Source organism: Granulicella arctica (assembly GCF_025685605.1).
Classification (GTDB): Bacteria; Acidobacteriota; Terriglobia; order Terriglobales; family Acidobacteriaceae; genus Edaphobacter; species Edaphobacter arcticus.
The window spans coordinates 1,751,805-1,772,114 of the sequence record NZ_JAGTUT010000001.1 but is presented as its reverse complement, the minus strand read 5'-3'; the positions used below and the strand labels follow the sequence as shown (position 1 = coordinate 1,772,114).

The 20,310-nt window shown below is 60.8% G+C and carries 20 protein-coding genes; 8 read left to right on the top strand and 12 right to left on the bottom strand.

Annotated elements, in window-relative coordinates; translation table 11 throughout:
* Positions 1–14: 14 nt before the first annotated feature.
* Positions 15–278, top strand: coding sequence for a DUF6496 domain-containing protein (locus OHL20_RS07225; RefSeq protein ID WP_263382526.1), 264 nt, complete (start codon positions 15–17; stop codon positions 276–278).
* A gap of 24 nt (positions 279–302) precedes the next feature.
* On the opposite strand, the gene OHL20_RS07220 is transcribed toward OHL20_RS07225, so the two are convergent.
* The 9 genes from OHL20_RS07220 to OHL20_RS07180 all read right to left on the bottom strand — a co-directional run bounded on the left by OHL20_RS07220 (position 303) and on the right by OHL20_RS07180 (position 9,131).
* Entirely contained in the window at positions 303–641 is a 339-nt protein-coding gene (locus OHL20_RS07220) for an FmdB family zinc ribbon protein (protein WP_263382525.1), read from the bottom strand.
* A 98-nt stretch (positions 642–739) separates the two neighbouring features.
* Positions 740–2,356 carry a phosphoglycerate dehydrogenase gene (serA, locus tag OHL20_RS07215; protein ID WP_263382524.1) on the bottom strand — a complete coding sequence of 539 codons (1,617 nt, stop codon included), beginning with the start codon at positions 2,354–2,356 and terminating at the stop codon, positions 740–742.
* 132 nt (positions 2,357–2,488) lie between these two features.
* Positions 2,489–3,727: a glutathionylspermidine synthase family protein gene (locus tag OHL20_RS07210; protein WP_263382523.1), complete on the bottom strand. Its 1,239-nt coding sequence runs from the start codon at positions 3,725–3,727 to the stop codon at positions 2,489–2,491.
* Positions 3,727–4,080, bottom strand: a complete 354-nt coding sequence (locus tag OHL20_RS07205; RefSeq protein ID WP_263382522.1) for a hypothetical protein — start codon at positions 4,078–4,080, stop codon at positions 3,727–3,729. The genes OHL20_RS07210 and OHL20_RS07205 overlap by 1 nt, the downstream gene beginning before the upstream one ends.
* Positions 4,081–4,296: 216 nt before the next feature.
* Positions 4,297–5,019 carry a hypothetical protein gene (locus OHL20_RS07200; protein ID WP_263382521.1) on the bottom strand — a complete coding sequence of 241 codons (723 nt, stop codon included), beginning with the start codon at positions 5,017–5,019 and terminating at the stop codon, positions 4,297–4,299.
* Positions 5,012–5,347 carry a PadR family transcriptional regulator gene (locus OHL20_RS07195; protein WP_263382520.1) on the bottom strand — a complete coding sequence of 112 codons (336 nt, stop codon included), beginning with the start codon at positions 5,345–5,347 and terminating at the stop codon, positions 5,012–5,014. The genes OHL20_RS07200 and OHL20_RS07195 overlap by 8 nt, the downstream gene beginning before the upstream one ends.
* Positions 5,348–5,610: 263 nt before the next feature.
* Complete coding sequence (locus tag OHL20_RS07190) at positions 5,611–6,885, bottom strand: pyridoxal-phosphate-dependent aminotransferase family protein (protein ID WP_263382519.1); 1,275 nt, start codon at positions 6,883–6,885, stop codon at positions 5,611–5,613.
* A gap of 281 nt (positions 6,886–7,166) precedes the next feature.
* Entirely contained in the window at positions 7,167–8,183 is a 1,017-nt protein-coding gene (locus OHL20_RS07185; protein WP_263382518.1) for a ferritin-like domain-containing protein, read from the bottom strand.
* A 12-nt stretch (positions 8,184–8,195) separates the two neighbouring features.
* The gene (locus tag OHL20_RS07180) at positions 8,196–9,131 is read right to left on the bottom strand and encodes a ferritin-like domain-containing protein (RefSeq protein ID WP_263382517.1); all 936 of its coding nucleotides are present in this window, start codon (positions 9,129–9,131) and stop codon (positions 8,196–8,198) included.
* Positions 9,132–9,303: 172 nt separating this feature from the next.
* On the opposite strand from OHL20_RS07180, the gene OHL20_RS07175 reads away from it, so the two are divergent.
* On the top strand, positions 9,304–9,771 hold the full coding sequence (locus tag OHL20_RS07175; RefSeq protein ID WP_263382516.1) for a GatB/YqeY domain-containing protein: 468 nt from the start codon (positions 9,304–9,306) through the stop codon (positions 9,769–9,771).
* An 11-nt stretch (positions 9,772–9,782) separates the two neighbouring features.
* Here the strand turns inward: OHL20_RS07175 and OHL20_RS07170 are convergent, their stop codons facing one another.
* On the bottom strand, positions 9,783–10,601 hold the full coding sequence (locus OHL20_RS07170; RefSeq protein ID WP_263382515.1) for a hypothetical protein: 819 nt from the start codon (positions 10,599–10,601) through the stop codon (positions 9,783–9,785).
* A 182-nt stretch (positions 10,602–10,783) separates the two neighbouring features.
* Between OHL20_RS07170 and OHL20_RS07165 the strand changes: the two genes are divergently transcribed.
* On the top strand, positions 10,784–12,376 hold the full coding sequence (locus tag OHL20_RS07165) for an AsmA-like C-terminal region-containing protein (protein WP_263382514.1): 1,593 nt from the start codon (positions 10,784–10,786) through the stop codon (positions 12,374–12,376).
* A gap of 213 nt (positions 12,377–12,589) precedes the next feature.
* On the opposite strand, the gene OHL20_RS07160 is transcribed toward OHL20_RS07165, so the two are convergent.
* Positions 12,590–13,318 (bottom strand): ribonuclease HI family protein, encoded by a 729-nt coding sequence (locus tag OHL20_RS07160; RefSeq protein ID WP_263382513.1) that lies wholly within the window; start codon positions 13,316–13,318, stop codon positions 12,590–12,592.
* A 145-nt stretch (positions 13,319–13,463) separates the two neighbouring features.
* Here OHL20_RS07160 and OHL20_RS07155 point away from each other — a divergent pair, with 145 nt between their 5' ends.
* From OHL20_RS07155 to OHL20_RS07140, 4 genes are all read left to right on the top strand, one after another.
* Positions 13,464–14,198 carry an RNA polymerase sigma factor gene (locus tag OHL20_RS07155; protein ID WP_263382512.1) on the top strand — a complete coding sequence of 245 codons (735 nt, stop codon included), beginning with the start codon at positions 13,464–13,466 and terminating at the stop codon, positions 14,196–14,198.
* Positions 14,199–14,306: 108 nt separating this feature from the next.
* Positions 14,307–15,260 (top strand): HEAT repeat domain-containing protein, encoded by a 954-nt coding sequence (locus tag OHL20_RS07150; protein WP_263382511.1) that lies wholly within the window; start codon positions 14,307–14,309, stop codon positions 15,258–15,260.
* A gap of 42 nt (positions 15,261–15,302) precedes the next feature.
* Positions 15,303–16,316, top strand: a complete 1,014-nt coding sequence (locus OHL20_RS07145) for a PDZ domain-containing protein (protein WP_263382510.1) — start codon at positions 15,303–15,305, stop codon at positions 16,314–16,316.
* A 42-nt stretch (positions 16,317–16,358) separates the two neighbouring features.
* Entirely contained in the window at positions 16,359–17,429 is a 1,071-nt protein-coding gene (locus tag OHL20_RS07140; protein ID WP_263382509.1) for a radical SAM protein, read from the top strand.
* Positions 17,430–17,512: 83 nt separating this feature from the next.
* Here OHL20_RS07140 and poxB read toward each other — a convergent pair whose 3' ends face one another.
* Positions 17,513–19,249, bottom strand: a complete 1,737-nt coding sequence (gene poxB / locus OHL20_RS07135) for a ubiquinone-dependent pyruvate dehydrogenase (protein ID WP_263382508.1) — start codon at positions 19,247–19,249, stop codon at positions 17,513–17,515.
* Positions 19,250–19,630: 381 nt separating this feature from the next.
* On the opposite strand from poxB, the gene OHL20_RS07130 reads away from it, so the two are divergent.
* Positions 19,631–20,308 (top strand): hypothetical protein, encoded by a 678-nt coding sequence (locus OHL20_RS07130; RefSeq protein WP_263382507.1) that lies wholly within the window; start codon positions 19,631–19,633, stop codon positions 20,306–20,308.
* Positions 20,309–20,310: the final 2 nt, after the last annotated feature.

Genomic DNA, 20,310 nt, shown 5'->3' with positions numbered 1-20,310 from the left:
CGGAGGACTCACCCATGGCTACGAAGAAGGCCGCATCGAAGAAGGCTCCGGCGAAAAAGTCTGCGGGAAAGAAGGCTCCTGCTAGAAAAACTGCGGCACGGAAGTACAGTCCGGCTGCGAGCAAGAGTGTCGAGACTGAGATGAAGGCGATGAAGCAGGGCAAGCTGAAGAGTGGCAGCGGTCAGAAGGTGACCAATCCCAAGCAGGCGATTGCGATCGGTCTCTCGGAGGCTCGGAAGGCTGGTAAGAAAGTGCCACCGCCGCCCGCTAAGGATTAGCTCTCAGCTTCGGCGGGCAGACAGCTACTTCTTGTCTGAAGTAGAAGTGGTAGCGGCCTGTGCTGCGGCTGGGGCTGCTGCGGGAGCGGCGACGGGTGTCGCGCTGCTACTGTCAGAGCTTGACGAGGCGCTGTCGGTCTTCGACGATACGGCGGGCGTCGTCTTGCTGTCGCCTGCAGGCTTGGCGTTGCCGTAACCATCGGCGTACCAGCCTCCGCCTTTGAAGGAGATGGCCGGTGCGGTGATGACGCGCTTGAGGGTCCCACTGCAGTGCGGGCAGGTGGTGATCTCCGGATCAGAGAACTTCTGGATCTTCTCGGTGTGCTTGTGGCAGGCGGTGCATTCGTACTCGTAGAGCGGCATAGGTGTCTAGGTGTTCCCTGTGTATAGCGTACAGCTTCCATGGTAAAGGGTTCGCTCCGGCCTCGGGCTGCGTGGGCGGCCGCGGCCGGAGCTGCCCTCTAGAGCTTGCCTAGTTCAATGAGGCGGACGCTGGCAATCGCTTCTACTTTGCGTAGCGCATCGATGGCGGCAGTGGCGGCAGTGGCTTGTTGAACATCGATCTGCACAACGGCAAGTGCCTGGCCCTGCGGAACACGCTGGGAGTGGACCGAACGACCCAGGGCGAAGTTGGCGATGTTGAGGGAGTGCTCGCCGAGGATGGTGCCGATGCGACCGATGACGCCGGGGACGTCGTGGTTGCGGATGACGACAAGGGTACCGTTGAGGGGTGCCTCGATGTCGATGCCATCGTAGGTAAGCAGGCGGGGTGAGGTGCCGTGGAGGACGGTGGCGGAGGAGCTGACATCTCCTTCAGAGGAGTGGAGGACGAGCTTGAGGACGGAGCCTGATCCGCCGGTGACGAACTCCTTCTTATCTTCCTGCAAGCGAATGCCGCGCTCGGCGGCGATGGCGGCAGCATTGATCCGGTTGACCTCAGAGGTGCCTTCGGAGGTGGCGAAGATGCCGGCTACGGCTGCGTTGCGGATGAGGTCGGTCTTGCCGGTGGCGATGCGACCGGAGTAGGTGAGCTGGATGTTCTCCAGATTGCCGGGAGTGGCGTGGGCGAGGAAACGCCCGAGGCGCTCGGCCATCTCAATGTAGGGAGCGACTTCAAGGTACTCCTCATGCGAGAGCGAGGGGAGGTTGACGGCATTCTGGACGACGCCGAGCTTGAGGTAGTCGCGGACCTGCATGGCGAGCTGGATGCCGATGGCCTCCTGCGCCTCGTCGGTGGCTCCGGCGATGTGGGGCGAGAGGATGACGTTATCGAGGCCGTAGAAGGGCGACTCTTTGAGGGGCTCCTGGTGGAAGACGTCAAGGGCAGCGCCGCCGATGTGGCCGGACTTGACGGCGTCGGCAAGGGCCTGCTCGACGATGAGCTCGCCGCGGGCGCAGTTGATGATGCGGATGCCCTTCTTCATGATGGCGAGCGAGGTGGCGTTGACGAGGCCTTCGGTCTGGGTGGTGAGGCCGACGTGGAGGGTGAGGTAGTCGGAGGATTTGAAGATCTCGTCGATGGGGACGAGCGTGACTGAATTTTCGCGGGCGATTACGGGAGCGACGAAGGGATCGTAGCCGATGATGGTCATGCCGAAGCTGAGGGCGCGGCGGGCGACCTCGAGGCCGATGCGGCCGAGGCCCACGATGCCGAGGGTCTTGCCGCGAAGTTCGGAGCCCTGCAGGGTCTTCTTGTCCCACTTGCCCGCGTGCATGGTGACATTCGCGCGGGGGATGGAGCGGGCGAGCGAGATCATGAGGCCGAGGGTAAGCTCGGCGACGGCTACGGCGTTGGCACCAGGGGTGTTCATGACGACGATGCCGCGATGGGTGGCGGCTGCAGTGTCGATGTTGTCGACGCCGACACCGGCGCGGCCGATGACGCGGAGCTTGGGGGCGGCAGCGAGGAGGGCGGCATCAGCCTGAACGGCGGAGCGGACGACGAGGGCGTCGGCATCGGCTAGCTCGGCGGCGAGACCGTTCTTGATCTGGTCGGGGGTGACGATGTTCCAGCCTGGCTCTTGTTGGAAGACGGCGAGGGTGGCTGGCGAGACTTTTTCGGCGAGAACGATCTTCATATAGTTCCTAGTTTACGGGACGCGTGTGAATGGCTGGCAGACCACTGATGATGAGTTATGTGAGTGTGCCCGTCCCGTGGCGACAGAGAATTGTCTTGGCTGAGTGAGTAGCCCAGCTTTTCTGATGAGGGCTTATACAAAGAAGTGGGGGATGAAGGAGCTGTAGTTGTCGGTGATGGGGGTGGCGGATTCGCGGATGCCGAGGCCGCTGCAGGTCTGGTCGACCATCCAGAGACCGAGGACGGGGTGGCGGTTGTTGAAGACGGCTTCGGGGGCGAGGGCCTGGATGATCTGACGACCGGTGTAAGGGCCTTCTGTCGAGGCGATGGTGGCTCCGTCGCGGACGATGGTGACGTTCGCTCCTTCGCGGGAGTAGAGGGGCTTCCGGACGTAGTCGCGGAGGTTGTGGGTGACGGCGGGGAGGATTGTGGGTGGGCCGTTCGGGTCGACCTGCTGCCAGGCTGACGAGGTGGTCTGGGCTGGTGCGGGGTCGGCGAAGTGGGCTTCGAGGAGGAGGTCGTGGTTGGGATAGAGCTGCCAGAGGATGGGCAGGATGCCTTTGTTCGAGAGGAGGAGCTTCCAGATGGGCTCGATCCAGCGCATGTCGGGGTAGGTGGCGAGGGTGTGGGCGCCGAACTCCTCGTTGAGCATGATCTCCCAGGGGTAGAGCTTGAAGATGGAGAACATCTGGTCTTCGTTGGGGTCGACGAAGGCCTGGCGCTCGTCGTTCCAGCCGATCTCTTCCATGTACATCTGGAGGGTTTCGAGGCCGGCCTGCTGGGCGGTGTCGCGGAGGTAGGCGAGGGTGAGCTGGTCTTCAGGTGCCTGGACGCCGGCGAAGTAGACGGGCTTGGAGAGATAGGGGTCGAGGTCCTTCCACTTGGCGATGAGGCGGTCGTGGATGGAGTTGAACTGGTCTGGTTTTCCCAAGTGCGAGGCGGCTTCGAGTGCTGGGGAGACGTTCTGCAGCCAGTCCCACTGGACGACGGCGGCTTCGAGGAGTGAGGTCGGGGTGTCGGCGTTGTACTCGAGGAGCTTGGGAGTGCCGAAGCCGGACCAGGCGATGTCGAAGCGGCCGTAGAGGGCGGGGGGCTCGTTGTTCCAAGCCCACTCGATGGCTTCGATGGCCTGCTCGGGGATGTCGAGCTCGGAGTAGCGCTTCTCGTCGATGACGTGCTGGGCGGCGGCGAGGCACATCTCCTGGAGGGTGTTGCCGGCGGCTTCGAGGGTGTCGATCTCGGCGGCGCTGAACTGGTAGCAGGCGGACTCGTCCCAGTAGGGGTCGCCGTTGTCGAGGGTGTGGAAGGTGAGGCCTACGGCTTCGACCTTTTGCTGCCAGTCGGGGCGGGGTGCGATGGTGTTGCGCTGCATTATTCTCCTGCTCCTTCACCGCCGCCGGACATAGTGCTGCCGAAGCCGCCGCGGGTGGAGGGTGTGGCGTAGCTGCGGCCGGGTGTGGGGTTGAAGGCTCCGCCGCCGACGGTCGAGCCGAGGCCGAAGCCGCCGGTTCCGCCGTAGTAGTAGCGGTAGGGGATGATGAAGGGGATGAAGCCGCCGTGGCCGTCGGAGCGCATGCCCTGCTGGGGTTTGCCGCAGAGATTGTCGGCGACGACCTTGTTGTTCTCGTCGACGCAGCGCTGCATCTCCTGCTGACGGCAGCCTGCGAGGATGGCGAGGGCGGCTGAGGCGAGGAGGGGAGCGGCGACGTGGGCGGAGCGTTTCATGGGCTACCTGGAAGACTAGCTTATGCGGGGATACCGCAGACCTTTCGGCTTTGCTCAGGATGACAGGTTTTTGGCTGGGAGGGGTCCTCTCACGCAAAAACTATTTTTTCTCATAAGTCCTAAAGTCGTGTAACGAGACACTTTAGGTCTGGACTTGGTCCAAAGGTCTGCGGGGTTCGTCAGAGGAGTGAGGGGGGTCTCTGGGGTGGAGATTTGTCAAATAGTTGCGGATGAAACTGAGGGGGCGGGTGCTGCGGGATCGGGCAGGAGGCTGGCGTGGAGGTAGTTCAGGACCCAGGCTTCTATGCAGATGCCGACCGACCAGATGAGGAAGCTGGATAGATCGTTGTCGTGCTCGCGGATGGTGCTGATGGAGAGGGCGAGCCTGGTTGCGGCTGAGGTGAGAAGTGCGAAGGTTGCGACGGTTCCGAGGATGCAGAGGAGCGATCTGCGCCAGGTGCGATGCAGGCAGAGGACGAGGATGCCTAGCGTAAATGCGGCGGCAATGCCATAGAAGGCGAGCGGTAGCCAGGCGAAGGTCGAGGAGAGCGTGAGCAGGAGAGCTAGTGGAAACGCGATGAGGGTGACCGGGTCGCGGCGGCCGAAGCGGATGAGTGCGAGCGCGGGGACGGTCCAGAGAAACATGCTGGCGATCATGAGGAGAGCGGAGACGCGCATCCAGGGGTCGAAGTGGTGCGGCACGTGATGCCAGGCATTGGCAGACAGGCGGAACGCCACGAGGGGTATGGCAAACGAGAAGAGTGCGAAGAGCGGGGCCAGGAGGATGCGCGAGCCGAGAGCGAAGAAGATTCGGGTGATGGAGGACCAGAACGCCAAGGGCGACTGTGGCGTTTCGAGCAGGTCGCCTATGATTTCGGTGGCGCGGCGTTTGGTGCTGACGCGGGCTAGAAGCCACTCGGCGATATGAGCTTTATCCATGGGTTTCCTCCAGGAGATTAAGGCCGGTCATGAGGCGCTGGAAGGAGCGCTGCGCTTCGGTGAGGAGGGTGTGGCCGGTCTTCGAGACTTTGTAGAAGCGTTTGGCGCGACCGCCGCGCTCGGGGGTAGGTGCGCCGTCGAGTGCGGAGACGATGCCCTTTTTCTCAAGCCTATCGAGTGTGGTGTAGAGCGCGCCGGGGGAGACCTCGCGCTGCGTACAGGCAGCGATCTCGCGGCGGATGCCTACGCCATAGGCATCTTCGCCGAGGCGCAGGATGGCGAGAAGGACGATTTGTTCGAATTCGCCAAGGGAGGAAGGCAGGGCCATATAACTACTACGATGTAGTAGTTATATGGACAGTGTCAAGTCTTTGATTGGTGGCACAGCGGACGGAGACGTACCTCAGTGGCTAAAGCCACGTTCCATGATGCGACTATGGCACGGCTGAAGCCGTGCCCTTAATAAGGCGGCTTGTTGGAGGAATTCACCGTGTGGGATTTTGCATGGCGGATGCGACGGCATAGGGTTGTGGCGCGTCGGAAGCTATGCCCTGAACAAGGCGGGGCTTGTTCAGGGTTCCTTACGAATTTTTATTTGGTGCCGAAGGAGGGGTTCTGGAGGGAGCAGGCGTGGTCGGTGCGGCCGCAGATGCATTTGGCGTCGGCGGCTGCGGTGGGGGAGCGTTCCGCGTAGAGCTTCTGGGCGGCGATGAGGCCGTTGCCGAAGGCGAATCCGGCGGGTGGGAAGGACTTGGCGACAACCTGCTCGAGGGCACCGATGAGGGCGATGGTGTCCATGTAGTCGAAGAAGCCGAGGTGGGCGATACGGAAGATCTGACCCTTCATCTCGCCCTGGCCGTTGGTGATGATGGCACCGAAGCGGGACTTCAGCTCCTTGACGACGACGCCGGAGTCGACGCCAGCCGGTGGGATGACGGCGGTCGCGGCAGCTGCGGGTGCGTCGGGGGCGAAGAGGGTCATGCCGAGTGCCTGAACGGCGGCGCGGGTCATGGCGGCGATCGTTTCGGCATTCTCGACGAGCATCTTGCGGCCTTCGGCTAGGTTTCCGGCGGGATTCTCAGCAGTAGCTGCCTGTCCGGCGATGTAGTCGAGGGCTGCTCCGAGGGCGGCGATGAGGGCTACGGCGGGGGTGTAGGCGGACTCGCCGTTCTTCGCGTTCTTGCGCTCCTTGCGGAGGTCGAAGTAGTAGCGCGGGTTGTAGCTGGCCTCCATGCGGTCCCATGCCTGATCGCTGACGGCGAGGTAGCTGAGGCCCGGGGGAATCATGACGGCCTTCTGGGAGCCGCCGATGAGGACGTCGACGCCCCATGCGTCCATGTCGAGGTGCGAGGTGCCGAGGCCGGTGATGGCGTCTACGACGAGGAGCGCCTCGTGGTTTTGATCCTTGAGGAGCTGCGCGATGGCGGGGACGCAATGGCGGACGCCGGTCGAGGTCTCGCTGGCCTGCATGAAGACGACGCGGGTTTCGAGCTTGAGCGCGGCTTTGACGGCGTCAATCGAGAAAGTCTGGCCGTAGGGGGCGCTGACGACGTCGACGGCGCAGCCGAAGGCCTTGGCGAGGGCGGTCCAACGTTCGCCGAACTTGCCGGCGGTTAGAACCAGGACACGATCTCCGGGAGACGTCAGGTTCGAGACTGCGGCTTCCATGGCTCCGGTGCCGGAGCTGGAGAGGATGATGACGTCGTTTTTGGTGCCGACGAAGTCCTTGAGCTGGGCGAGGACCTTGGTGTAGAGGGCGCGGAATTCTGCGGTGCGGTGGTGGATATCGGCGGCGGCCATGGCGAACTGGGCGGCGGGCAGGAGGGGGGTCGGACCGGGAGTGAAGAGGCGTGTCTTGCGGATCATGCTTTTATTGTAGCGAGGGCGATGGGATTGAGGGTGTGGGTGTGAAAACGGCCAAACACTGGCCAGTGCGGATGACATCGATCAAGAGCTGAAGGTTGCCGCGGATTGTTGCCGAGGAAGGCGGATTTAAATACAGAGGCAAATTTCATTCGGGACAACAATGAGAGGGCAAATACACGTCCTTCGACCTCGCTCAGGATGGGAGTGTATGTGAACGGCAGTGAAAAGGCGGACTCTACTGGAGTAGAGTCCGCCGATGGTGTGTTGTTGCGGGTTAGTGGCTACTTGACGTTGCCGTTGAGGCCATTTGGATAGAATCCGCCCTTGCCGGAACCGCCTGCGTAGACGATCGAAAGGACCTGAGCTGCGGTGCGGGCAAAGGTGAGCGATCCAGCGGTACCGCCTGCGGCTGCCGTGTTGATCGAACCAGTGGTCGTCGCGTTGACGATGCTTGATGCGGTTAGGTTGCTGGTTCCGTTCAACTGGACCTGCTGCGTGCCGAGACCGATATCATCAGCCTGGGTGCGGGTTGCGGAGGTTGCGGTACCGTCGACCTTGGCGCGCAGAGCGGAGATTGCGGTGGCAATCTTCATCAGCGTGCCGGCAGCGCCGAGTGTGGTTGCTGCCTGGTCCAGACCGTAGATCGTGGTGCGGATCAAGCCAGCGTGGTAAGCCTCAACTCCCTGGATGCCTGCTGCCTTATCGAGGAAGGTGTTGCTGGTGAGAAGAGGAGCCGCACCAGTGTATGCCGTGACGCCTACGTCCTCGAAGATGTACGCGCCGATGAGAAAGCTGGCGTCGTCTGCGAAGGGATCGAAGGCGGTAAGGCCGAGACCGAGGAGGCTTGCGAGACCGTTGAAGCTGTTGACCAGGTCGAGGTTCGGCTGGGAAACGGCTGCGGTCGAGAGAGCGCTGGAGAGGAACGTGACGTGGTTGCGCTCTTCACCTGCGGTTTCGGTGGCGTATGCCTTCACGAGTGTGTTGGCAAAAGGAACCTTGCACGCCGTGGGGCCGCCACTTTTTACGGTGACAGAACCGCCGGCAGTTCCGCCGCCAATGATGCTGACGCCTTGCTGATCGATGGTCTGTCCGGAGACGGCGAGGGTATAGAACTGTGCCTCGAGGTACTCCAGATTCAGGGCGAAGTTCAGGTAATCGGCATCGCCGAGGGCTGTGGTTTGCGCCTTCGCAACGGACGAGAAGGCGAGTCCGGCGAGTGCTGCGCCGCCAAGTGTGAGCATCTTGCGGCGCGAGTTGACGATGATTTCATCGAGTTGCTGTGTCTCTAGGGTTGCCATGTTTCTCCGTCCTTACGATGCTGTTACGCTGATCTTGCCGTTGAGGCCTGCCGGGAAGAAGCCGCCCTTGGAAACGCCCGCTCCGCCTGCGGCACCATAGACAATGTGCAGAACCTGATCCGGGCTACGCTTGTAGCCAATCGAGTTGCTGTCGGAGGCGACGATCGTGGTTTGGCTGAGCATGGTTTCGGCTCCACCGCCGAGGGTTCCGCGAAGTGTCGAGACCTGGTTGGCGATGTTAGTGTAGGTGTTGGTGCCGGTGTTGGCGAGGAAGTCGGCTGCGACGATCTGGGTGCGGATCGAAGCTGCGTGGTACGCCTCAACTGCGTGAATCTCAGCGCCTACGGTCAGGTTTGCCTTACTGGTCAGGACCAGAGCTGCACCGTGGTATGCGGTTACGCCGACGTCCTCGAAGATGAAGGCACCGATGAGGTAGGTCGGGTAGCTGGCGAAGGGGGTGAAGGAGGTATCCTTCGTGATCCCGGCGACCATAGCCAGAGTACCGAAGAAGGTGAGATCGATTGCGGGACGTGGAACGGCTGCTCCGGCGAGGGCGCTACGGAGAAGGCGAACGTGGTCAAGCTCGTTCTGCGCGACTTCGTTCAGGTAGGCAGATTGAACGGCGGTCAGGCCGGTGAGCTGGGTGACGGCAGGAACGGTAACCGAACCAGCGCCGCTTCCGGCGTCAGTCGTTGAGAGACCTGTTCCGGTTGCTGCATGAAGATAGAATTCAGCCTCAAGGTATTCAAGGTTCAGAGCAAAGTTGAGGTAGTCAGCATCGGTAAGGGCAGCGGGCGCTGCTGTTGTTGTTGCCACCGGGGTGGTTGTTGCAGGGGTGCTGTCACTGCAACCGGCAATGAGGGTACCTGCTGCCACACTTCCCGCGCCGGCTAGAAAGCTTCGGCGGGATAGAGCCTTATCAACGAGATCTTTCAGTTTCTTTTCCACAATGAACCTCTCCATGTTGCTAACTTCTGAACCTATGACACAGTGACGCAAGTAGTGGGATGATTGGATTTAGGGACGCGGGAATAATCTACAAACTTAATTTCACGTCTTGAAAGGTTGTCCACGTAACGCATATTAAGGTTTGATGGCGACACAAAGGACAGGAGCAGCAATGAGTATTGGTGAGGCGATTCAGAAGGAAATAATCGTAGCGATGAAGGCTAGAAGTGAACATCGCCTGACAACGCTTCGCATGGTGAAGTCCGCGTTGAAGAGCAAGGAGATCGATAAGCGGGAGCCGTTGACGGAGGCGGAGGAGACGCAGATTCTGACGACGCTGATCAAGCAGCGGCGCGAGTCGGTCGAGTCCTTTACGAAGGGTGATCGACCTGAGCTTGCAGCCAAGGAGGCGGAGGAGATCCTGATGATTGAGGGGTTTTTACCGCAGGCGGCGAGCGAGGAGGAGGTGCTCGCCGTGGTGCAGGGCGGGATAGCTCACCTGGCAGAGGGCGGCACGAAGCCAGGCCCCAAGGATATGGGGCCGGCGATGCGGGTGATTCAGCAGAGGCTGCTCGCGAGTAATTTACGTGCCGATGGAAGGATGGTCAGCGAGATGGTGAAGCGGGAGTTGGCCAAGTAGGCGAAAGCTGATTAGTCGGCGTGGCCATGGAAGAGGTGATGGTTGATGTCAGGCCAGAACTCTTTGAACATGAAGGTGGCCGCGTCGATGCCGACGCTTTGTCCCCATTTGCCAGCGGTGTTGCCAAAGGTCCGCTCGGCAGAGGGGTAGTAGAGGTTGGAGAGTCCGGCAGATGCGCCTGCGCCGATGATTTCGGAGGCGTTGAAGACCTCTTTGCCAGCGTCGTTGCGTGTAATGACCGCGCGACTGAGGGAGTATTCGGTGCGCTTGACGAAGCCGCCCTTGCCCATGGTGTAGTAGCGGCTGTCCTGACGGAAGACGGCTGGTCCGATGAACTCGACGAAGTAGTTTTCACTGGCCTGATCGACGTAGGAGTGCCAGAAGTAGCGACCGTAGCCTGCGGCTCCCTGGTGGAACTCGGGGGTGGCGTTGGTGATCTGCGAGTAGCCAGCGACGACTGCGGGGAGCAGGATCGAGGAGTAGTCGAAGGAGTCCTGCGAAGCGGTGATGAACTTCTCTTTGACCGACTGGGGTGGGAGCTTGACGTCGGCGCTGACGGCGCGGAAGTTCGGGATAATGCCGAGGATGCGCTTGGTCTGTCCGTCCTGATGGGTGGAAGCCGGATCAGTGGACTGTGGGGCGTCGGGGAGGTCGGTGCGGGAGCTTGACGAGGTGCTTGTGTCTGCTACTGTCGCGTCCTCAAGCGTCGCCGCCATGGCTGTGCGGGTTGAGTCATTGATGGCGGACTGAGCGTTTGCCGCGCAACAAAGTGACGCACAGAAGAGCATGGCCGTGCCGCGCAGGAAAGAAGTTTGCTTGAAGGTCCGCATTTTGTCTTAGACGCGGTTAGACCACCGATGGATTCGCAAGTGTCTGGAATAGTACGGATAAGTTGATAAAGGGCCGGGATTTCCACCCGGCGTCCGAGCAGGCGTAACATTCTTCGAAGCTATCCACGTGTAGCTTCATCAAAATTCGCGTGGCCTAAGTTTGATTGGAGAATATTGCGGGAGTGGCTGAGAAAAGAGCAAAGCGGCGCGGGTTCTGGGGCTGGTTCATGATCTCCGTTCTGTTGGCAGTGATCGTTTTAGCGATCGTAGGGCAGATCATGGTGCATCGTGCTGGTCCGATCCTCAAGGGGCGGGTGATTGAGACGCTGAGCACACGGTTTCGCAGCCGGGTGGAGATGGATGAGTTTCATGTCTCGCTGCTGCGCGGACTTGAGGTTTCGGGTGAGGGGCTGCGGATCTTTGCTCCGGATGAGGTGGTGGCGGCGGGAGCGACGCTGCCGGTGATCGGGATCGAGCATTTTGAGTTTCACAGCGGGTTGATGGGGCTGTTTGTTAAGCCGATGCATGTGGGAACGGTGCATGTGACCGGGCTGGCGGTGAATATTCCGCCGAAGGAGATGCGGGCGAAGGAGGCGGCGTCCGCGCCCCGCAAGGGCAAGATGAAGATCGTGGTGGATGAGATTGTCTGCGACGACTCACGGCTGATTATCGGGACGGAGAAGCCGGGTAAGGATCCGAAGGACTTCGAATTGCGGCATATCGTGATGCGGGAGATCGGCCCGGACGCGCCTTGGCAGTATGACGCGACGCTGGTGAATGCGATTCCGAAGGGGAATATCCACGCGACAGGGACGTTTGGGCCGTGGGTTACGGAGAGTCCGGGTGACTCGTCGGTGACAGGGAAATACACGTTCGACAATGCAGACCTGAACACGATCAAGGGGATCGGGGGGATGCTGTCGTCGGTGGGGGAGTTTACGGGGCAACTGGACCGAATTGCGGTCAATGGGACGACGGAGACGCCGAATTTCTCGCTGGATACGGCGAACCATGGGATGCCGCTGCATACGAAGTTTGCGGCGGTGGTGGACGGCACGAGCGGTGACACCTATTTGAACCAGGTGGAGGCCCGGCTGGGTGGCACGAACTTCATGACGAAGGGCACCGTCATCAGCGAAAAGGGCAAGGGGCATCGGATCGAGCTTGATGTCGATGTACCGCATGGCCGCATCCAGGACTTCCTTCAGCTTGCGATCAAGACGGAGCCGGTGATCATGAATGGAAGCCTGCAGATGAAGGCGAAGATCCACATCCGGCCGGGGCCGGAGCGGGTGGCGGAGAAGCTGGGGCTGAAGGGTGACTTTACGGTGCAGGAGATCCACTTTTCGAACCCGGCGGTGCAGGACAAGGTCGACATGCTGAGTGAGCGGGCGCAGGGTAACCCGAAGGCGGCGAAGCCAGGAGCGGAGGATGTGCGGTCGAGGCTCGCGGGCACGTTCACTATGGATGGCGGCAAGCTGAACTTCAGCAAGCTTGGGTATGTGTTGCCGGGCGGGAACATCGACATGGAAGGCGTGTACTCGCTGGATGGCGCGCAGTTCGACTTTCATGGCAAGGTGCGGATGGAGGCGAAGATCTCGCAGATGGTGGCGTCGCGGTGGAAGTCGCTGCTGTTGAAGCCGGTCGATCCGTTCTTCCGGAAGGATGGATCGACGGAGATTCCTGTGAAGATCAGCGGGACGAAGTCTGAGCCGAAGTTCGGGTTGGACTTGGGGCACAAGGATAAGGACGAAACTAAGGGTAAATCGGACTAGGAGGCCGCTCGTCTCGGGCGTCTCTTCCCCTCCGACGCGAACCGCAGGTCCTTCGACTTCGCTCAGGATGACAGTTCATGGGGTGGGGAGGTAAGGCTTACGCGGATCAGTGCGGATGTCACTGATCAGGGGCGGAGCAACACAGATTCCCTTCCGGAATGACGAACAAAAGGCTCGCTGAAATCGCCTTCGGGATACGACTCGACATCGTCACTATTCGCGGATGATTTTGACGAAGACGCCGTCGGGGAGGGTGGTGCCGCCGAGGACGTGAATGACGCCGTCGCGGGTAAAGCCCCGGAGCATGGTGTCGGCTTTTGGTGGGAGTGCTGGCGGTGAGGCCGGTGTTGCGGGGCGGTTTGGGAAGGAGATGGGGATGGGTGGGGCTTCCGCCTTGACTGGGTAGGGGATGGCTTTTGGGGGTGTGGGAGGCTGCGTGGGGGTGCCGGGACGCTTCATGCCGCGGTCCATGGCTTCGTTGGCCAGCCGGTCGGCGTCCTTGTTCTTGTGGCGGAGGGCGTGGGAGATTTCGAAGCCGTCCAGTTTGGCGATGCGGCGCTTTGCCTCGTCGTAGAGGGGTTTGAGGTCGGGACTTTTGACCTGATACTTGCCCTGGATCTGCTTGACCATGAGTTCGGAGTCGGAGACGACCTTGAGGCGGCGGTAGTTCTGGTCGAGGGCGTACTGGAGGCAGCCGAGGAGGCCGGAGTACTCGGCGTAGTTGTTGGTGCGCATGCCGAGGAACTCGGAGAGCTCGGCGACTACGCTGCCTGCTTCATCCTGCACAAGCGCGCCGAAGCCTGCGGGACCGGGGTTGCCGCGTGCGCCACCGTCGCAGTGGGCGTAGATCCAGCTGGATTTTGCGGACTGCGGGGCGGATTCCGGTGCCGGGTCGGGGGTCGTGCTTGAGAAAAGGCTTGGCGTGGTGTGGCGTGGTGGCATAGCGGTCAGTTTACTGGAGATCAGGGCTGGATTCTAACGACGCGGTTGGGCTATTCTGCTCACCTTCCGTGAGATCGGCGGTCTATTCAAGTGCAACAATCAACTGACTCCGGAGTCAGACGGCATGAATGCAGAAGCGTTAGGAATGAATCCTGGCTTGGGCCGGGATGGTGTTGGCAGTACCTCCATACTGCGTGCGGCGGTAGAATCACTGCCAGCGATGTCGAAGGCAGTGACGCAATCCGGAACCCGCAGCGGGAAGCTGACCCCGGCGCAGATGGAAGCGCGGGCTCAGCAGCGGCTTGAAGACGACGACCTGATCCGCGAGGCGCAGGCGGGCGAGCGAACGGCGTTTGACGCGCTGGTGCGGCGGTACGACCAGTCGGTGCTTCGGCTGGCGCTGCACATGCTTGGAAATGAGCAGGACGCGCAGGACGTTCACCAGGAAGCTTTCATCAAGGCGTACCGTCACCTGGGGAACTTTCGGTTCGAGTGCTCGTTCTACACGTGGTTGTACCGGATTGTGACGAACCTTTGTCTCGATCAGCTTCGGCGGCGCAAGAGCCGTCGCGAGGATCCGGCTACGGTGCTCGACTCGAGCGGCGATGAGATGGATCTGATGGCGAATATCTCCGATGAGCGCTCGATGGCGAATCCGGCCCGGGAGCTTGAACGGAAGGTAATGGGCGAACAGATCAAGGATGCGTTGGATAAGCTGACGCCTCGGGAACGAACGGTCTTTGAGTTGAAGCACTACCAGGGATTGAAGCTGCGCACGATTGGCGAGATGTTGAGCACGACGGAAGAGACGGCAAAGAATACGCTCTTCCGGGCAACGAGAAAGCTGCGCGAGCAGTTGAAGACAGCGCGGAATCGGTAAAGCGAAATCAGCAAAGTTTTAGAGAACTACAAGCCGTGAAGGGCAAAGATCCAAACGGCTGCACGATCAATTTTGAGGCTGGGCGAGGTAACGCAGATGAAGTGTGACATGGCACAGGAGAACGTAGTTCTAGCGGTATACGGCGAGCTTCCCGACGAGTTGAGGGTTGCGCTTGAGCGTCACCTGACTGGGTGCGATGAGTGCAGGCTTGAGTGGACGGCGATGCAGGCTCTCGAGGCGCAGCTTGCGCTCAATCCGGTGCTTGAGCCGTCGCCGAATCTTCTGGCGCAGAGCCGGATGCGACTCGATGAGGCCTTGGACCAGATTCCGCCGCACGGCTTTCTGACGCGCCTGCGAAGCAATTTTTCAAGCTGGATGCACCATGTACAAGGTGCGCCTGCGCTGACGACGCTCCTTTTAGGAGTTGGCTTTCTGGCGGGGAACTTTACCTATCGGTACCAGGTTGCGCATCAGCCCAGACAGGACGCGGGCGTAATCGTGATGACGAATCCGACGACCGGCGCGGTGGCGAATGTTACAGGGATAGTGCAGACTCCCGATCCTGAAGTCGTGCAGGTGAACTATAACCGCGTTGTTCCGGAGACGATGCAGGGCTCGCTCGACAACAAGGAGATTCGCGAACTGTTGCTGAAGGGGATGGCGCAGGGGGCGAATACCGAGGTGCATGAGCGGTCCGTCAACCTGCTCTCGAATGAGTGCAAGGTCGGACATGCCTGCACGGCCGAGACGGATGGTAAGGGCATTCGGAGTGCGCTGCTGGTGTCGCTGCGCTACGACAAAGACGCCGGGGTACGGTTGAAGGCGCTTGAAGGATTGCAGCCGTATGTCGGGCAGGATCAGCATGTGCGGGATGCGATTCTTGAGGCGGTGTCGAGCGACAAGAACGCGGGTGTCCGCAAGACGGCGATCAGCCTGCTGACGCCGGTGCAATCGGACTCCAGCGTGCGGCAGGTGTTGCGCACGGTGTCGACGCAGGATGAGAATCCTTATATCCGCACAGCCTCGTTCCAAGCGCTGCAGGGTTCGGCTGAGATTCAATAAACGGTTCTACAATTCCTTGCAGAATATTCAGGTGTGCTGTCGATGCTTGCGAATCTCAAAGACGAAGTTGACGTTGTCGCTGCCGCGAAGGTGGTGAAGGTTGTGGTGCGTGCCACTCTGAATCGGCGTGTGCTGCTGGGGATTGCAGGGCTTGTGGTGGGCGTGATGCTGGCTGGCCCGGCGCTGCGGGCGCTGTCGCCTCTGCAGCCACTTGGCGGCGGCGGGCATGCAAACCGGAACTCTCAGGGGTACCTGGGGATCAACTTTCGGGATGTCAGTGATGAGCAGATGGCTGTGCTGAAGCTGAAAGAGGCTCGTGGGGCAGAGATTATCCTGGTGGACCACGACGGGCCGGGGTTCAAGTCGGGGCTGCGCGAACACGATGTCATTCTGCAGATGAACGGCCAGGTTGTCGAAGGCGATGAGCAGTTGCGGCGAATGTTGCATGAGACGCCTGCGGGTCGGGTGGTGAATTTCGTGCTGAGCCGCGATGGGCAGCAGCAGACGCTTTCGGCGCTGCTTGCGAATCGTGACACGGTTGGGCAGGAGGCGTGGGAGCGGCATATGACGGTCCCTGAGCCTGCCGGAGATTCGCCCGTGCACGGTAGCGGCTTCTTTGGCGGTGGCGGACCGAGTATCCCCGAGCCGAAGCATAGCTTTCTGGGGACGACGGTGCTGAATTCATCGTATACGGGGGCACTTCTCGAGTTGATGGGACCGCAGTTGGCGGATTATTTTGGTGCGCAGGGTGGTCTGCTGGTGCGTGCGGTCGATCCGAACAGCCCGGCTGCCGTGGCTGGGATGCGGGCAGGGGATGTGGTGCTGAAGGTTAACGCGGTGCCGATCGTGAGCAGTGCGTACTGGATGAAGACGGTCCATGAGAACCGGGGTAAGCCGCTGCCGATCGTGGTGCTGCGTGATCGTAAGGAGCAGATCCTGACGCTGACGCCGGATACGAAGAAGCGGTCGGGTGTGATGCCGCATCTTTGGCCGGGTGCCAAGGCTCATCCTGATCCAGCGTATGGCTTCGTAAACGCACCTACCTGGGTGGAGTGACGTTCGCGTTGTGCTGCCTCACTGTGATTCAATGAAAGAGCCATGTCCTCTGTCACCACCTTCGTACCGCCGCCGCTTGTTGCTCCTGCTCCAGTCACTCTGAAACGACGCTGGAAGAAGGTGACGCGCAAGGTGCGGGAGCTGGCATCAATTGCGTCTGCGGTGGCGTCGACGGGTCATCCGTACATGGCGCATATAGTGCCGATGCGCCGCTGCAACCTGGCGTGTACCTATTGCAACGAGTTTGATGATTTTTCTGACCCGGTACCGATCGACGAGATGCTGCGCCGCATCGATGATCTTGGCAGGCTCGGGACGAGTGTCATTACGATCTCCGGCGGCGAGCCGCTGCTGCACCCTGACCTCGATCAGGTGATTGCGAGGATTCGGAAGACCGGCGCGATTGCGGGCATGATCACGAATGGCTATTTGTTGATGCCGGATCGGATTGAGCGGCTGAATAAGGCAGGGCTCGATCACATGCAGATCTCGATCGACAACGTGATGCCGGACGAAGTTTCGAAGAAGAGCCTCAAGGTGCTCGACAAGAAGCTGCAGATGCTGGCGGAGCACGCTGATTTTCATGTGAATATCAACTCGGTGGTTGGCGGTGGCATTGCCGATCCTAACGCTGCGCTGACGGTGAGTGAACGGGCGTTGGCGCTTGGGTTCAGTTCAACCATCGGGATCATTCATGATGGTTCGGGCCAGTTGAAGCCGTTAGGTGAAGCGGAGCGGCAGGTGTGGGACAAGGTTCGCAACCTGACGCGGCGGAGCTATTCGCGCTTCAATCATTTTCAGGAGGCGATCGCGAATGGCAAGCCGAACCACTGGCGATGCCGTGCGGGTGGACGTTATCTCTACATTTGTGAGCTTGGGCTGGTGCATTACTGCTCACAGCAGCGTGGCTATCCGGGCGTTCCGTTGTCGGGGTACCAGACTGCGGATGTGAAGCGGGAGTTTCTTACGGAGAAATCCTGCTCGCCGAACTGCACGATCAGTTGCGTCCACCAGGTGAGTTATATCGATCACTGGCGCGCTCCGCAGAAGACCTTTGTGAGCCCGAATGCTGGTCATGGTGCGGCTGCTGCGGAGTTGGTACAGATTCAGTAATTTCCAGCGTGGACTTCGGACAAGCCCACACTTCGCGGTGATGCTGCGAAGGGCGGGGCATCAGTACTTCTTCAACAATTTAGCTAGCGCCAGAGGTTGGTTTTGGCCATGTCGAGGACTTCGTGGCCGTCTCCGTGGAGCATGGCTTTCATCATGTAGAGGTTGAAGCCGACGGCCTGTCCTGCGGTGATGGTTGGGGGCAGGGATAGCTCCTGCCGGTTGACGACTACGTCGATAAGCGCCGGGCCGGGGTGGGCGAAGGCTTCGGTGAGGGCCGGGATGACCTGTTCGGGTGTCTCGACGCGCCAGCCTCGTACTCCTGCAGCGGTGGCGATGTTGGCGTAGTTCTGTGGGGCGAAGGCGGTGCCGTAGTTGTCGATGCCGGCGGCCTTCATCTCCTGCTCTACGAAGGCGAGTGCGCTGTTGTTGAAGACGACGATCTTGACGGGCAGCTTGAGCTGGTGGAGGGTGAGGAGATCGCCCATGAGCATGGAGAAGCCGCCATCGCCGGAGAGGGTGACGACCTGGCGGCTGGGCTCGGCTGCCTGCACGCCGATGGCCTGGGGCATGGCGTTGGCCATGGTGCCGTGATTGTAGGAGCCGAGGAGACGGCGCTTGCCGTTCATCCGGAGATAGCGTGCGCCCCAGGTGGTGGGGGTGCCGACGTCGGTGAGGAAGACGGCGTCCTCGGCGGCGAGGTCGCTGAGGCACTTCGTTAAGTACTGTGGATGGATGGGGGTCTTGCCGGGTTCGCCGGTGGCGCGGTCGTCGAGCTCTTTGCGGACCTTCCGGAAGTGCTTGAGGGAGTCCTCGAGGTGGCCGCTCTTGTGCTTGTCGAGCAGAGGGGCGAGAGCCTGGAGGGTGTAGCGGACGTCGCCGATGAGGCCGACGTCGACGGTGGTGCGGCGGCCGATCTGCTCGCCGCGTATGTCGAGCTGGATGACCTTCTTACCTTCGGGGAAGAACTGGGAGTAGGGGAAGTCGGTGCCGAGCATGAGGAGGGTGTCGCACTCCTGCATGGCGCGGTAGGCGGAGGTCATGCCGATGAGACCGTTGAGACCGACGTAGAAGGGATTGTCGTACTCGAGGTACTCCTTGCCGCGCAGTGCCGTAATGATGGGAGCCTGCAGGATGGCGGCGGTGGCGATGACTTCGTCGCGGGCGTTGGCGCAGCCTGCTCCGGCGAGGATGGTGATTTTTTTTGTGGTGTTGAGGATTTCAGCGGCAGCGTGGAGGTTAGTGGCGGGGGGTAGGACGCTTCCGGCGGGACCGCTGATGCCGAGGTCGATGGCTGGTTTGGAGGCTTCGCGGGTGAGGATGTCGCCGGGGATGACGATGACGGCCACGCAGCGCTTCGCGATGGCGGTGCGCATGGCGATGGCGAGGACGCGGGGGAGCTGTTCGGGGGTGGAGATGACCTCGCAGAAGTCGGAGCACGTGAGGAAGAGGTGCTCGGGACGGGTTTCCTGGAAGTAGTTGGTGCCGAGTTCGTTGCTGGGGACCTGGGCGGCGATGGCGAGGACAGGGGTGCGGCTGCGATGGCAGTCGTGAAGGCCGTTGATGAGGTGGAGGTTGCCGGGGCCACAGCTTCCGGCACAGACGGTGAGTTCACCTGAGATTTGGGATTCGGCCCCGGCGGCGAAGGCGGCGACCTCCTCGTGGCGGACCATGAGCCAGTCGATGCCTTCGTGGGCGCGGATGGAGTCGGTGAGGCCGTTGAGCGAGTCGCCAGCTACGCCGTAGACGCGCTTGACGCCGGCGCGGACGAGGGTTTCGACGAATACGTCAGAGATCTTGTTGAAGGGATTCCTAAGGGCCATACGGGTTTTGATGCGCGGGCGGCGGGGAACGTGCGCCGGTATCTTGGAGGGCAAACGTCGCAACGCAGAGTGGTGTAACGGTTCGCAACCTGAACTCACTAACGGTTTATGGTCGCGAATAAGCAATGTGACGATGTGGTTAGTTTTGTAGCAGGCAACTTGCCTGTCTTGAGCAGGCCCGAAGCGGCTCGATTGCCGGGAATGAGTATTGAGGATGAGGTGCGTGCGTGGCTTGTTGAATTTCGCACTGAGTGGCTCGGTCCTGGGGCATTCCGGTCCGCAGAACCTCTAGGCTCGTGTGCTCCATCGTGGCACCCGGAGGCGCGCTGCGGTCGATCCGTCGGCTATCGGAGTCCTGCGCCGCCGTCTTGTCATCCGCGGGTGATCCCGTCTACAGCCGCTGTGGATTTTGGTGGTGGCGATGGCGCAACGATCAAGCCAAAGAAGGTCAATCGCGCCCCGATCACGAAGGCAGGCCCGGTCGACATCAAGGTGAAGCTTCGGTCGGGGATGGCGTGTGCCATCAGCCTGGAGGTGCTTGCCGATGATATAGATTCGACTGCCGATTCGGATGGTGAAACGGGCATCAGTTGGAAGACGTATGACCTTAAGGCGCCTGTTCCTGTTTACGATATGTCGAGTGGCCTGGCGATAGTTTCGAAGGTAACCACGGCTCCGCAGGCATCGGGCGCGCTGGTGATCAGGACAGTCTACAAAAAGAAGCACTTGGAAAACGTGTTGTCAGGTTACGGCAGGGGTACGACAGCCGATGATCGCAAGGCTGGCAACGTAAGCCTGGGGTTCCACGAGTCATGCCATCGCGAGGATTACATCACTTACCTGAAAACGCAGGCTCTACCCGATTTTGATATTAACCAGGAGACAGGAGCGGTCGGCGACGAGTTCAACAGCCATTGGGAGGATTTTAAAACAGCATTTGCGGCTTTGCCAAAGTCGATAGGGGAATGGTCTCGCAAGCGTACGGATGATGTTGGTGTCACCAAGGCGACGTGGGATGCGAAGCATTCGAAGAAGACGCCGGGAGCAGCCAAACATTAGGC

Coding starts and splice junctions, on each gene's coding strand:
- OHL20_RS07170 (WP_263382515.1), bottom strand. CDS start 10,601: ATGCGGACCTTCAAGCAAACTTCTTTCCTGCGCGGCACGGCCATGCTC.
- OHL20_RS07145 (WP_263382510.1), top strand. CDS start 15,303: ATGCTTGCGAATCTCAAAGACGAAGTTGACGTTGTCGCTGCCGCGAAG.
- OHL20_RS07190 (WP_263382519.1), bottom strand. CDS start 6,885: ATGATCCGCAAGACACGCCTCTTCACTCCCGGTCCGACCCCCCTCCTG.
- OHL20_RS07150 (WP_263382511.1), top strand. CDS start 14,307: ATGGCACAGGAGAACGTAGTTCTAGCGGTATACGGCGAGCTTCCCGAC.
- OHL20_RS07195 (WP_263382520.1), bottom strand. CDS start 5,347: ATGGCCCTGCCTTCCTCCCTTGGCGAATTCGAACAAATCGTCCTTCTC.
- OHL20_RS07155 (WP_263382512.1), top strand. CDS start 13,464: ATGAATCCTGGCTTGGGCCGGGATGGTGTTGGCAGTACCTCCATACTG.
- OHL20_RS07205 (WP_263382522.1), bottom strand. CDS start 4,080: ATGAAACGCTCCGCCCACGTCGCCGCTCCCCTCCTCGCCTCAGCCGCC.
- OHL20_RS07185 (WP_263382518.1), bottom strand. CDS start 8,183: ATGGCAACCCTAGAGACACAGCAACTCGATGAAATCATCGTCAACTCG.
- OHL20_RS07175 (WP_263382516.1), top strand. CDS start 9,304: ATGAGTATTGGTGAGGCGATTCAGAAGGAAATAATCGTAGCGATGAAG.
- OHL20_RS07220 (WP_263382525.1), bottom strand. CDS start 641: ATGCCGCTCTACGAGTACGAATGCACCGCCTGCCACAAGCACACCGAG.
- OHL20_RS07200 (WP_263382521.1), bottom strand. CDS start 5,019: ATGGATAAAGCTCATATCGCCGAGTGGCTTCTAGCCCGCGTCAGCACC.
- poxB (WP_263382508.1), bottom strand. CDS start 19,249: ATGGCCCTTAGGAATCCCTTCAACAAGATCTCTGACGTATTCGTCGAA.
- OHL20_RS07225 (WP_263382526.1), top strand. CDS start 15: ATGGCTACGAAGAAGGCCGCATCGAAGAAGGCTCCGGCGAAAAAGTCT.
- serA (WP_263382524.1), bottom strand. CDS start 2,356: ATGAAGATCGTTCTCGCCGAAAAAGTCTCGCCAGCCACCCTCGCCGTC.
- OHL20_RS07210 (WP_263382523.1), bottom strand. CDS start 3,727: ATGCAGCGCAACACCATCGCACCCCGCCCCGACTGGCAGCAAAAGGTC.
- OHL20_RS07160 (WP_263382513.1), bottom strand. CDS start 13,318: ATGCCACCACGCCACACCACGCCAAGCCTTTTCTCAAGCACGACCCCC.
- OHL20_RS07140 (WP_263382509.1), top strand. CDS start 16,359: ATGTCCTCTGTCACCACCTTCGTACCGCCGCCGCTTGTTGCTCCTGCT.